The following is a 12139-nucleotide window of genomic DNA, read 5'->3' on the forward strand; positions in this document are numbered from 1 at the left end:
AGAAACGCTCCATCTCTTTGTTTTTGCGCATTTGCTGATGGAAAACCGCTTCGCACTTTTCCTGGAAATGCCCTAGGCGGCCATGCGCCGCGCCGCGTAGGCGCGCACGGCATCGCCGAAAGCCCTGAACAGGCTCGCCGACGGTGCGTCCGTCCGCACCCAGTATTCCGGATGCCATTGCACGCCGACGGCGAACGCCTTGGCGCCAATCACCGAGACCGCCTCGATGGTGCCATCGTCGGCAACGGCTTCGACGGCGAGGCGCGGCGCCGTTGCGCCGATGGCCTGGCGATGCAGGGAATTGACGCGAACGCGACCGGCACCCAGCACCGGCGCAAGACAGCTGCCTTCCTTGACGATCACGTCCTGGCGGATGCCGTAGGCGACATCCAGCTCGGAAACGTCGGGCTTGCGGTGATCCCAGACACCCGGCTGCTCCTGGATTTCGCTTGCGAGCGTGCCACCGAGGGCAACGTTGAGCTCCTGGATGCCGCGGCAGATGGCAAACAGCGGAACGCCGCGCTCGAGCGCGCGCCGGATCAACGGCAGGCTGGTGGCATCGCGGCCAGGATCGAAGGGGCCGTCGGTGTCCTTGGCCTCGCGGCCGTAGAGCGAGGGATGAACGTTGGATCGGGCGCCGCTTGCCAGCACGCCGTCGACGCGATCGAGGATCTCGTCGATATCGTTGCCGGTCTCAAGCGCCGGAATGAGGAAGGGCATGACGCCGGCGCCTTCGACGGCGGCACGGACATACTGGTTGGCAACGACATGCCAAACATTGCCGTCGAATTCGCGGAAATCGCAGGGGATGGCAACGACAGGTTTCGACATCATCAGGCTCCGTATCTCGCTTTGCAAAGCCTTGCCGCCAGATGTGGCTGAAAGTCAACTGCGAAGCGCGCAGATGTGATGGTGATACCGGCCGCAACTAGGCTCGTATGTGCATGGCAGGAATTGATGCGTTTTCTTCAGCTTTGGGTAACCACATCCTGAGTGAATCGGTGGATATGATGTTTGCCAAGCAGAATTGCCTTAAATACAATGTCAGAAAGCAAAACGTGATTTTGTCTATGCATGGTTGTAGAAGGCATCCGCCGGCCGTTGGTTTCGCAATACTAGGTTGAGTTTGGGAAAAACTCCCATGGGGCACCGTTTGAATGTTGCAATACAAGGCTTGGAGGCGGTGTTTTCACGAAATCTTTCGTTAAATCATCGCCTCTAAAAATCCGGAAAACCGGAGCTATGGGTTCATGACGCGCAATGAACGGGGCGCTCTCCCGACGGATGTCTATCTGTCGTCCGTGAGCTCGCTCTACGAACATCGCAGGACTCTGCTGATCGGCATGCTTTCGCATGTCGTGACTTTCGTGCTCGTCTATTTCAAGACCACCGACCCGCTCTATCTCTTCTGCACGGCCGCCATCGTTGTGCTCTGGGGGCTGCGCAACCTCGACATGGCGCGCTTTGATCGCCAGGATTTCTCCAACGCCGACCGAGCGATGGTCCGGAAATGGGAGAATCGCTACATTCTCGGCGGCGTCAGCGTGACGCTCACCTGTGGTATTGCCTGCGGCTACGCGATCGCCGTCAGCCGGGATTCCTTCTCGGAACTGGCCTGCATCTCCGTCACGCTCGCGTCGATGATCTCGCTGGTCGGGCGAAACTACGGCTCCGAACGGGCGGTGCTGCTTCTGTCCTCGTCCGCCTGCCTGCCGATCGTGATCGGGCTGATCACGCTTCAGGATGGTTTCATGCTCATCCTGGCGGTTCTGATCCTGCCATTCATCTTTTCGACCTGGATGATGGCCAACAATGTGCGCGCGTTTCTCTACGAGAACGTGCTGGCCGCCCGAGAAATCGCAACGATCGCCGGCCAGTTCGACGCAGCACTCAACAACATGACGCACGGGCTGCTGATGCTCGACCGCGACAACCGGATCGTCGTTGCCAACGAGCGCGCCTGCGCGCTGCTGATGCTGGGCGACAAGGCCGACCTGAGGGATCGGCTGCTGGATGACGTCGTGCGCCGCGGCGTCCGGCGCATGTCGCTCAGTGTCGAAGAGACGCGCGCGATCTCGCGGCAGCTCGACCTTCTGATCAAGGGCAAGAAGACTCAGGTTCTGGTGCCGGTCACCGACAACCTCTTTCTCGAGTTTTCCGCTGGGCGACACGAGAACGGTGAGGTCGTGCTGATATTCGAGGACGTGACCGCACGCGTCCAGGCCGACAGACAGATCCTTCAGATGGTGCGCTTCGACACGCTGACCGGCTTGCCGAGCCGCGATTACTTCGCCGAACTTGCCCACAGCGCTGTGGCGCTCGAAGGCAAGGAGGACGTCGAGGTCGGGCTGATGGTGCTCGACGTTGCCGAGTTCAAGCATGTCAACGACATGCGCGGCCACATCGTCGGCGACAGGCTATTGCAGGCGATTGCCGGGCGGCTGAAGACACTGGTCGGCAATACGGCGATCGCCGCGCGCCTGATGGGCGACGAATTCGTCGTCTTCTTCCCCAACAGGATGCATCGGCCGGATCTCGAAGAGCAGATGCGCGCGGTTCACGCCGGGTTGCGCGGTGCCTATATGGCGAATGGCTTTACCTTCAACGTGACCATGAGCGCCGGCGTCGTTCTCGTGCCGAGCAGCGCCTTCCGGCTGGAAGAACTCCAGATCAAGGCCGATCTTGCGCTGTCGGAAACCAAGGCACGCAACAAGGGCGGCTGCACCGTATTCGAAGAAGAGATGGATGCCCGCTATCTCGACCGCCAGAAACTGAAGAGCGATCTGCGCGATGCGATCAATGCTGGTGCCCTGACGCTTTCCTACCAGCCGATGTTCACGCCGAACGGCGCGCGTCTCGAATGCTGCGAGGCTTTGGCGCGCTGGACGCATCCCGAGCGCGGCCCGGTACCGCCGAATGTCTTCATCCAGCTTGCCGAGGAACTGGGGCTCGTCACCGAGATCACCCGCTTCGTGCTGGAGCAGGCGTGCAAGGATTGCATGGGCTGGCCCGGCGAGGTTTCCGTTTCGGTCAATCTGTCGGTGCTCGACCTGCGCAGCAACGACATCGTCACGGTGGTGGCGGATACGCTGCGGGCCACCGGGCTCGATGCTTCGCGGCTGCATCTCGAAGTCACAGAGAGCTGCCTGATGGATGAGCCGGCCAAGGTGCAGGCCATTCTCGGCGAGCTGCGTGACAGCGGCATAACGATCGCCATCGACGATTTCGGCACAGGCTATTCCAGCCTCAGCTACCTGGATGCGCTGCCGGTCAACATCATCAAGATCGATCGCTCTTTCGTGCGCAACATCCGCGAGGACTCGCGCCGCTTCAAGCTGCTGCGCGGCACAGCCAACCTCGGTCGTGCTCTCGGCCTGAAGATCGTCGTCGAGGGTGTGGAGACGGCGGATCAATTGCAGCTGATCAACGACTACCACTGCGCCGATCTGATACAGGGTTTTGTGTTCGCGGCCCCGATGCCGGCGTCCGCCATCGCGGCCTTCTGCAAGAATGGTGTCCAGAAACCGGTCACCACGCCGTCAAGCAAGCGTATCGCCTGACAACTCGCCACGTCGCCCGTCATTTCCTCCGCGATCCGCGTCCTCCATCCTCTTCCTTGCTCCGCCGCTTGTCCAAGATGGTGAGGTGGCGGGCTTAACCAATCGTTAACCATAAAACTTTACGAAATATTAAGGTTAACAATAGGTTAATCGTAATGTGTGCCATTTTGTTGTTGCTGCTGTGCCGACCGTCAATAGGTTAACGATCTGTTAACCATGAGGGTCAGGAAATGGGTGAAGGTCTTCACCGGGCGGAGCCTGGGAGTTTTTCTGAGAAGCTGATGCTTCTTCTCGATCGCGTCGAATACCGGCGGGTCGAGACGGGCGAGGACATGGAGGATATCGCCCGGCTCCGCTACAAGGCCTACAAGGCCGTCAATCTGATGGAACTCACCGGCTCGACCTTGATCGACGATCTCGATTTCGACAGTCACGCCTATGTCTTCGGTATCTATCTCGACGAGAACCTGGTCAGCACGGTGCGTGTTCATCACGTGACGCCTGAGCACAGGGCGAGCACGTCTGGGCTGATCTTCGGGCCCGAGATCGACGTCTTTCTCGACGCGGGCATGGTGCTGGTCGACCCCGGCCGGTTGGCTGTCGACCCCGATGTCACCGGCGACGAGATGCGCGCGCTTCCCTACCTGACGCTGCGCCCGGTGGCGATGGCATGCGAATACTTCACCGCCGACCGGTGCCTGACCGCCTGCCGGCCGCGGCATGCGGCGTTCTACAAGCGCATTTTTGCGTCGGAGACCGTTGTCGCCAAGCGCGAGAACCTCGGCGTCTACAATGCCGACGGTGCGCTGCTGGTTGCGCAGGTGAGGGGGCAGCGGCCCTCGATCCTCGATCGCTATCCGATCTTCGATTCGGAGCCGTTCGAGCGTCGCCTGATGTTCGCGGGCCGACAGGAAGTGCCGTTCGCGCCTTTGACGATTCTGCCGACGGCGCGGATCGCACAGAACGGTTCCGGCCGTTCCTATCGCACATCCGTATTCCGCTAGAGACGCACGCGGCATATCGCCCCAGGTGACCGGGCGCAGCGGCGGGTTTTCGTTGCGCCCGGGCCTGGCATTGTGTATGGGCAGCTAAAGGGCTTCCGTGCGGTTTTCCGCCAAAGCCGTTTCGTGGATCAAGGTTGAAGGGCGGCGAGGGCCAAGGGTCGGGCCGCAGCATTCTGGGAGAATTGGACGATGGCTGAGCATCATTCTGGACCGGTCGAAATGGGCGCTCCGATGGATTATGCGGAACACGAGAAGACCTACAATTTCTTCCTCAGTGCAACGAAATACCTCACGCTGTTCTGCGTGGCTCTGCTGATCGCCATGGCTGCCGCCTTCTTCACCACGATGGGCTTCTTCAGCTCGCTGGTGCTGTTCATCCTTATCAACGTCGCTGGTTTCTTCTTCCTTCGTTAATCGGCACTACTGACACGACTTGCCAGGGACAGGCCGGGTGGAGGCTTGCCCTTGGCTGCCGGACTCAAGGTCCGGATTGAAGCCGCATGACATCGACCGGGAGCGTCGATGGTCTTGCTTCGGCTGATGAAAGTTCGCAGCGCCTTGAAGCGTTCGTTGGAGAACGCGCGGCGCTTATCCTCACTGCGTGAGGGGGAGAGTGGAGGACAGGCTGAGCCTGTCTCCAGGGGAATGTGTGCTTTGCACATGGGAGGGCGCCTGCTCGCATGAGCGGCCGCTTTGCAGTCGGACAGGATGCCCGCATTCCAGCCTTGGCTCGATTGCGGCCAGGGAGGGGACTTGTGAGCGAAATTGTCTTTATTGCCAAGGAAACGGATCCGAACGAGGGTCGCGTTGCGGCATCGCCGGATAGCGTGAAGAAACTGAAAGGGCTGGGCTTCGACGTCGTCGTCGAGACCGGCGCCGGGTTTCTGTCGCGTATTCCGGATACAGAATATGAGAAGGCTGGTGCCAGGATCGGTGCTGTTGCCGATGCGAAGACGGCGGATGTCGTCCTTCGGGTTCGCCGGCCGAACAGCGCCGAAATCGCCGGCTATAAGTCCGGCGCCATCGTCATCGCCATCATGGATCCCTACGGCAACGAGGATGCGGTCGCCGAAATGGCCAAGGCCGGCCTTAGCGCCTTTGCGATGGAGCTGATGCCGCGCATCACCCGCGCGCAGTCGATGGACGTGCTGTCGAGCCAGGCAAACCTTGCCGGCTACCAGGCGGTGATCGATGCGGCCTGCGAATATGACCGGGCGCTGCCGATGATGATGACGGCGGCCGGCACGGTTCCCGCGGCGAAGGTCTTCGTCATGGGTGCCGGCGTTGCCGGCTTGCAGGCAATCGCGACGGCCCGCCGTCTCGGCGCCATGGTTTCGGCGACCGACGTGCGTCCCGCCGCCAAGGAGCAGGTGGCCTCGCTCGGCGCCAAGTTCATCGCCGTCGAGGACGAGGAATTCAAGGCGGCCGAAACCGCCGGCGGCTACGCCAAGGAAATGTCCAAAGAGTATCAGGCGAAACAGGCGGCACTCGTCGCCGAGCACATCGCCAAGCAGGACATCGTCATCACCACGGCGCTGATCCCGGGCCGGCCGGCGCCGCGCCTCGTCACGCGCGAAATGTTGAAGGCGATGAAGCCTGGTTCCATTGCGGTCGACCTCGCTGTCGAGCGCGGCGGCAACGTCGAAGGCGCCGAGGCCGGCAGGGTCGCCGATGTCGAGGGCGTCAAGGTCATTGGCCACCTCAACGTGCCCGGTCGGATCGCCGCATCGGCTTCCGGTCTCTACGCCAAGAACCTCGTGACCTTCCTCGAGACCATGGTCTCCAAGGAAACGAAGGCGCTGGCGCTCAACATGGAGGACGAGCTCGTCAAGGCGACGGCGCTCACCCATGGCGGCGCCATCGTCAATGCGAATTTCGAGCCGAAGAAGAAGGGGGATCTTTGATGGCGAACGAAGCATTGGAAAAAGCGCTCGATGCGCTCGACAAGGCGGTTGCCGCTGTCCAGCAGGCAGCGCTGAACCTTCCCGATGCCGCGGAAGCTGCCGGCGCGCTCGCGCACGGCGCCACCGGCGGCGCAATTGATCCGTTCGTCTTCCGACTGGCGATCTTCGTCCTGTCGATTTTCGTCGGCTACTATGTCGTCTGGTCGGTGACGCCGGCCCTGCACACGCCGTTGATGGCGGTCACCAACGCGATCTCTTCGGTCATCGTCGTTGGTGCACTGCTCGCCGTCGGCATCTCGGCCTCCGGGCTTGCGACCGGTTTCGGTTTCATCGCGCTCGTGCTCGCCTCGGTCAACATCTTTGGCGGCTTCCTGGTCACCCAGCGCATGCTCGCCATGTACAAGAAAAAAGACAAGTGAGGCCGGCCGATGAACGCTAACTTCGCAGCCTTCCTCTATCTCGTCTCGGGCGTGCTCTTCATCACGGCGCTCCGCGGCCTGTCGCACCCGGCCACCAGCCGCAAGGGCAACACCTACGGCATGGTCGGCATGGGCATTGCCATCGTCACCACGCTGCTGCTGGCCAAGCCCACCTTCGGCGGCTTCCTCTTGATCGTGCTCGGCCTTGCCATCGGCGGCGGTGCCGGCGCGGTCATCGCCCGCCGCATCGCCATGACGTCGATGCCGCAGCTTGTCGCCGCCTTCCATTCGCTCGTCGGTCTGGCGGCGGTGATGGTCGCGGCCGCGGCGATGTATGCGCCCGAGAGCTTCGGCATCGGCACGCTCGGTGACATCCACGCCCAGGCGCTGGTCGAAATGTCGCTCGGTGTCGCCATCGGCGCGGTCACCTTTACCGGTTCGGTCATCGCCTTCCTCAAGCTCGACGGACGCATGTCCGGCAAGCCGATCCTGTTGACCGGCCGTCACTTCGTCAACGCTGGCCTGGCGATCGCGCTCGTCGTCCTGGTGATCATGCTGGTCTTCACCCAGAGCACGACCGTGTTCTGGCTGATCGTCGCCCTGTCGCTGGCGCTCGGCGTGCTGATCATCATCCCGATCGGCGGCGCCGACATGCCGGTGGTCGTCTCGATGCTCAACTCCTATTCGGGTTGGGCCGCGGCCGGCATCGGCTTCACGCTCGGCAACCTGGCGCTGATCATCACCGGCGCGCTCGTCGGCTCGTCGGGTGCGATCCTGTCCTATATCATGTGCAAGGGAATGAACCGCTCGTTCATCTCGGTCATCCTCGGCGGCTTCGGCGGCGAGGCGGCGGCAGCCGCTGTTGACGATGGCGTCCAGCGCACCGTCAAGCAGGGCGCGGCCGACGACGCGGCATTCCTGATGGCCAATGCCTCCAAGGTGATCATCGTCCCGGGCTACGGCATGGCCGTCGCCCAGGCGCAGCATGCGCTGCGTGAACTCGGTGATCAGCTGAAGGCGGCGGGCGTCGACGTGAAATACGCCATCCATCCGGTTGCCGGCCGCATGCCCGGTCATATGAACGTGCTGCTCGCGGAAGCAAACGTGCCCTATGACGAGGTGTTCGAGCTCGAAGACATCAACTCGGAATTCGCCCAGGCGGATGTCGCCTATGTCATCGGCGCCAACGACGTGACCAACCCGGCAGCCCGCGACGACCCGTCGTCGCCGATCTACGGCATGCCGATCCTCGACGTCGACAAGGCCAAGACCTGCCTGTTCGTCAAGCGCTCGCTCGGCTCCGGTTACGCCGGCATCGACAACACGCTGTTCTACAAGGACGGCACCATGATGCTGCTCGGCGACGCCAAGAAGGTGACGGAAGACATCGTCAAGGCCATGAACCACTGAGGTTCCTTGCCATTCGGGTGAGCGACACAAAGGCGTCTATCCGTTGGGTCAAATGTTGGAAAAGAAAACGCCCGCCACATGGCGGGCGTTTTCGTTTGATGCGTCGAACTGCCGGCGAAGGTCGTCTTGCCGACTTTTCGTCATCTCGCCTTATCAGCTAGCCGGGGCGAGCGTCAGTTCGTCGACGCCGATCGCGATGTTCAGTCCTTCCTGGACCTGCACGTTAACTGGCTGCAGCATGAAGGCCTTGTTGGTACCGCCGCCGATCACCTTGGCGCCGCCGCCAACGGCAAGGCTCGCGTCGGCGCCGATGCCGTAATATTCACCGGCAAGCGCGTATTTGGTGATCGGAGTACCTGTCTTGGCCAGGACATCCCAGACCATCGTGCTCTTGCCGGTCTTGCCGATGTCGATGCCGATCTTGCGAATGGTGCCGGCATAGCTTGCGGCCGGCGCGCCGTTGGCGGGCCTGAAGGTGCACAGCAGGTTCTTTGTCGAGGTCAGAATCTGCCCCGTGCCGCCGTCGGAGCCGCAGACAAGGCGGCCGAGCGCGACATAATTCTGCGCTGCGGACGGGCCGGCGCAAAGGGCTGCCAGGGCCAGTGTCGCGATGAAGGTTTTCTTGATCATTGGCTCAGTCTCCGTTTTTCGTTCCTGGGCAAACGGATGGTGGCCGGGAAGGTTCCGTTCGTCATTGGAGGAGCAAATGGCTAATTCCTTAAATCGACATCGATTTATGGACAAAATTACGCAGCAGGTTCAGGGCGTTACGGCGTCCTTTACGCGTCATGCCGGACGCGCGGCGCAACGACGTGACGAAAAAACGAAAACGGCCGCGAACCGGTCGCGGGCGTTGAAACGGGAGAAGTGCTTTTCTCTCCTAAGAGGCTAAGCGGCTTTCACGCGGGCGAGACCTGCGCGCGCCGGCTCGTATTTCGGGTCGAGCTGCAGTGCGTGCGAGTAGGACTTCGCTGCCTTGGCCTTGTCGCCCTTGCGCTCGTAGACCAGCGCCTGGTTTGCCCAGGATTCGGCAACCTTGCCGTCGAGCGTGATCGCGGTGTTGAAGTCGGAGAAGGCATTGTCGTCATCGCCCTGGGCGACGTAGGAGATGCCGCGGCCGTTATAGGGCTCCGGCGAGCTCGGCGACAGCGAGATCGCCGTCGAGAAGTCTTCGATCGCCTGGCCGTGCTGGTTGCGGGCCTGGTAGATCAGGCCGCGATTGTGGTAGGCGCGCGGGTCGGTGGTGTCGAGCTGGATCGCCTTGTTGAAATCGTTGAAGGCGGAATCGAGCTGGCCGGCCTGGCGATAGAGATTGCCGCGGCCGATATAGGCGACGTCGTAGTTGGGGTTCAGCTGCAGCGCCATGTTGTAGTCGGCAAGTGCGGCCTGGGTGTTGCCCATGTTGCGGTGAACGAGCGCGCGGTTGGCATATGCCTGGTAGAAGCGCGGGTTGAGCTGGATCGCCTGATCGAAATCGGCCAGGGCGCGTCGGTATTCGCCTGCACGGCCATAGGCGGAGCCGCGGACGTTATAGCCCTCGGGGTCGCTCGGGTTGGAGGCGATCACGCTCGACAGCGATGCGATATTTCCCTGGGAGCCCTGTTCGCGCTCGACCTTGGCCATCGATTCCGGCCCTTCGGTCTGGCATGCCGACAGAAGCAGAGCCGATCCGAGGAGGAACAGGGCCGCAAGCTTCGGCTTGCGCTGGTGGCGGCGGCGCGCCTCTTGGGTGGTGAAACCGGCGACGTCCGCAGTCATGGCAGCAAGTGTCAAAGGTCGATCCCTCAATGCGACTAGGTCCGAAAGCCAACGGCTTCCCGTTCAAGGAGGCCGGCGAATTTCGCGGGGCCCCACAGCCGAGGCTACCAGGGCCTGCGGCAAACCGTCCGGCGTCAAGCGCCGCGACCGGCTACCGTTGCCGGCTGCATTGTCACGCTAGCCCGACGACGGAAAAGATGTCCATACCAAAAGAAAGGCGGCGGCGATATTTCGCCCCCGCCACGACTTAGATCGAAAAGTGTCGAAAAATCGACAAATTAACGGGCCACGAGGCCTTCGCGCTGTGCACGCTTGCGCGCCAGCTTGCGAACGCGGCGAACGGCTTCAGCCTTTTCGCGGGCGCGCTTCTGGGACGGCTTTTCGTAGAAATCACGCATCTTCATTTCGCGGAAAATGCCTTCGCGCTGCATCTTCTTCTTGAGAGCGCGGAGCGCCTGGTCAACATTGTTATCGCGGACAAGTACCTGCACGTGAAATCCCGTTCCTTTGGTTGTTTCGAGTTGTTGCCTCACGTCAGGTGTCGGAGGCAAAAAAAGCTACGTTCGCTGAGCCGAAAGCTCGACGATTGAAGGTGCGGATACCAGATCGTCAGCGGAAAGTCCAGCGAGGACATGAGGCTGTGCTGAAAAATCCGCAATGACGCCACGCTATGTGTATCATCGCGCCGCAGATGGTGTGATGCAGCGATGTCGCAACTCCGCGCAAGTCCGCCCGTTTGCGTCGCAAAAGAAACGTTGCGCAGGCGTCGGATTTGCGATTTCTAACGCCAACGAGAATGATCACCGGGGTTCATGGAGTAACAGGCGGATGCGCAAATATTCAGTTTTTGCCGTGGCGCGCGAGGCTTTGCGCGGCCACAAGGGATGGGGTCCGCAATGGGCCTCGCCCGAGCCCCGCAAGGACTATGATGTGATCATCATTGGCGGTGGTGGCCATGGGCTGGGCGCTGCCTACTATCTTGCCAAGGAGCATGGCATCACCAATGTCGCGGTGCTCGAAAAGGGTTGGATCGGCGGCGGCAACACCGGCCGCAACACGACGATCATCCGGTCCAACTATCTCTATGAAGAGAGCATGGACATCTACGAGCATTCGCTGAAGCTCTGGGAAAACCTGTCGCAGGACCTCAACTACAACGTCATGTATTCGCCGCGCGGCGTCATGATGCTCTCGCACAACATCCACGACCAGCAGTCGTTCAAGCGCCATATCAACGCCAACCGCCTCTATGGCATCGACAATGAGTGGCTGACGCCGGAACAGGCCAAGGCCTACTGCCCGCCGCTCGATATCGCCAAGAACGCCCGCTACCCGATCAACGGCGCAGCGCTGCAGCGTCGCGGCGGTACGGCTCGGCATGACGCGGTTGCCTGGGGCTATGCCCGCGGCGCGTCCGACCGTGGCGTGCACATCATCCAGAATTGCGAAGTGACCGGCATCCGCCGTGACGAGAACGGCCGGGTGACCGGCGTCGACACCAGTCGCGGTTTCATCGGCGCCAAGAAGATCGGCGTTTCTGCCGCCGGCCACTCGTCGGTGCTGATGGAAATGGCCGACGTGCGCGTGCCGCTGCAGAGCCAGCCGCTGCAGGCGCTGGTCTCCGAGCCGCTGAAGCCGATGTTCCCCTGCGTCGTCATGTCGAACTCGGTGCATGCCTATATCTCGCAGTCCGACAAGGGCGAGCTCGTCATCGGCGCCGGCACCGACCAGTACAATTCCTACTCCCAGACGGGCGGCCTGCAGATCATCACCCATACGCTGGATGCGATCTGTGAACTCTTCCCGATGTTCCGCCGCGTCAAGATGATGCGGCAGTGGGGCGGCATCGTCGACGTGACACAGGACCGTTCGCCGATCCAGGGTGTCACCCCGGTTCCGGGCCTGTTCCTCAATGCCGGCTGGGGTACGGGTGGCTTCAAGGCGACGCCGGGTTCGGCCAACCTCTTTGCGCACCTCATTGCGAGGGGCGAGCCGCATCGGCTGGCTGCCGGGCTGACGCTCGACCGTTTCCGCACCGGCCGACTGATCGACGAGGCGGCAGCTGCCGCCGTTGCGCACTGATT

At 61.8% G+C, this 12139-nt stretch carries 11 protein-coding genes; 7 read left to right on the forward strand and 4 right to left on the reverse strand.

The annotated features are described in order from the left end of the window. Nucleotides 1-72: 72 nt before the first annotated feature. On the reverse strand, nucleotides 73-831 hold the full coding sequence (locus tag C6558_RS22355; RefSeq protein WP_025424867.1) for a gamma-glutamyl-gamma-aminobutyrate hydrolase family protein: 759 nt from the start codon (nucleotides 829-831) through the stop codon (nucleotides 73-75). Nucleotides 832-1250: 419 nt separating this feature from the next. On the opposite strand from C6558_RS22355, the gene C6558_RS22360 reads away from it, so the two are divergent. The 6 genes from C6558_RS22360 (at nucleotide 1251) to C6558_RS22385 (ending at nucleotide 8297) form a co-directional block, all read left to right on the forward strand. Further along, nucleotides 1251-3560 carry a bifunctional diguanylate cyclase/phosphodiesterase gene (locus tag C6558_RS22360; RefSeq protein WP_025424865.1) on the forward strand — a complete coding sequence of 770 codons (2310 nt, stop codon included), beginning with the start codon at nucleotides 1251-1253 and terminating at the stop codon, nucleotides 3558-3560. Nucleotides 3561-3841: 281 nt separating this feature from the next. Next, nucleotides 3842-4564, forward strand: a complete 723-nt coding sequence (locus C6558_RS22365; RefSeq protein ID WP_234907904.1) for a hypothetical protein — start codon at nucleotides 3842-3844, stop codon at nucleotides 4562-4564. A gap of 189 nt (nucleotides 4565-4753) precedes the next feature. Further along, on the forward strand, nucleotides 4754-4978 hold the full coding sequence (locus C6558_RS22370) for an aa3-type cytochrome c oxidase subunit IV (protein WP_025424863.1): 225 nt from the start codon (nucleotides 4754-4756) through the stop codon (nucleotides 4976-4978). A gap of 341 nt (nucleotides 4979-5319) precedes the next feature. Then, entirely contained in the window at nucleotides 5320-6468 is a 1149-nt protein-coding gene (locus C6558_RS22375) for a Re/Si-specific NAD(P)(+) transhydrogenase subunit alpha (protein WP_025424862.1), read from the forward strand. Further along, nucleotides 6468-6887, forward strand: a complete 420-nt coding sequence (locus tag C6558_RS22380) for a proton-translocating transhydrogenase family protein (RefSeq protein ID WP_025424861.1) — start codon at nucleotides 6468-6470, stop codon at nucleotides 6885-6887. Before C6558_RS22375 ends, C6558_RS22380 begins: the two co-directional genes overlap by 1 nt. Before the next feature lie 9 nt (nucleotides 6888-6896). After that, complete coding sequence (locus C6558_RS22385) at nucleotides 6897-8297, forward strand: NAD(P)(+) transhydrogenase (Re/Si-specific) subunit beta (RefSeq protein WP_025424860.1); 1401 nt, start codon at nucleotides 6897-6899, stop codon at nucleotides 8295-8297. Between the two features lie 153 nt (nucleotides 8298-8450). On the opposite strand, the gene C6558_RS22390 is transcribed toward C6558_RS22385, so the two are convergent. The 3 genes from C6558_RS22390 to rpsU form a co-directional block, all read right to left on the reverse strand. Continuing rightward, nucleotides 8451-8927, reverse strand: a complete 477-nt coding sequence (locus C6558_RS22390; protein WP_025424859.1) for a DUF992 domain-containing protein — start codon at nucleotides 8925-8927, stop codon at nucleotides 8451-8453. A gap of 258 nt (nucleotides 8928-9185) precedes the next feature. After that, a complete protein-coding gene (locus C6558_RS22395; RefSeq protein ID WP_038575705.1) occupies nucleotides 9186-10070 on the reverse strand; it encodes a tetratricopeptide repeat protein in 885 nt (294 codons plus the stop codon). Between the two features lie 263 nt (nucleotides 10071-10333). Beyond that, on the reverse strand, nucleotides 10334-10546 hold the full coding sequence (gene rpsU / locus C6558_RS22400; protein WP_025424858.1) for a 30S ribosomal protein S21: 213 nt from the start codon (nucleotides 10544-10546) through the stop codon (nucleotides 10334-10336). Nucleotides 10547-10883: 337 nt separating this feature from the next. On the opposite strand from rpsU, the gene C6558_RS22410 reads away from it, so the two are divergent. Next, nucleotides 10884-12137: a sarcosine oxidase subunit beta family protein gene (locus C6558_RS22410; RefSeq protein WP_025424857.1), complete on the forward strand. Its 1254-nt coding sequence runs from the start codon at nucleotides 10884-10886 to the stop codon at nucleotides 12135-12137. The last annotated feature ends 2 nt before the right edge of the window (nucleotides 12138-12139 follow it).

The sequence above is a fragment of the Ensifer sp. NM-2 genome, assembly GCF_003024455.1.
Classification (GTDB): domain Bacteria; phylum Pseudomonadota; class Alphaproteobacteria; order Rhizobiales; family Rhizobiaceae; genus Ensifer; species Ensifer canadensis.

What these genes read in the sequence shown, in the direction of transcription:
- C6558_RS22355 (WP_025424867.1), bottom strand. Translation starts at nt 831, where the DNA reads ATGTCGAAACCTGTCGTTGCCATCCCCTGCGATTTCCGCGAATTCGAC.
- C6558_RS22360 (WP_025424865.1), top strand. Translation starts at nt 1,251, where the DNA reads ATGACGCGCAATGAACGGGGCGCTCTCCCGACGGATGTCTATCTGTCG.
- C6558_RS22365 (WP_234907904.1), top strand. Translation starts at nt 3,842, where the DNA reads ATGCTTCTTCTCGATCGCGTCGAATACCGGCGGGTCGAGACGGGCGAG.
- C6558_RS22370 (WP_025424863.1), top strand. Translation starts at nt 4,754, where the DNA reads ATGGCTGAGCATCATTCTGGACCGGTCGAAATGGGCGCTCCGATGGAT.
- C6558_RS22380 (WP_025424861.1), top strand. Translation starts at nt 6,468, where the DNA reads ATGGCGAACGAAGCATTGGAAAAAGCGCTCGATGCGCTCGACAAGGCG.
- C6558_RS22385 (WP_025424860.1), top strand. Translation starts at nt 6,897, where the DNA reads ATGAACGCTAACTTCGCAGCCTTCCTCTATCTCGTCTCGGGCGTGCTC.
- C6558_RS22390 (WP_025424859.1), bottom strand. Translation starts at nt 8,927, where the DNA reads ATGATCAAGAAAACCTTCATCGCGACACTGGCCCTGGCAGCCCTTTGC.
- C6558_RS22410 (WP_025424857.1), top strand. Translation starts at nt 10,884, where the DNA reads ATGCGCAAATATTCAGTTTTTGCCGTGGCGCGCGAGGCTTTGCGCGGC.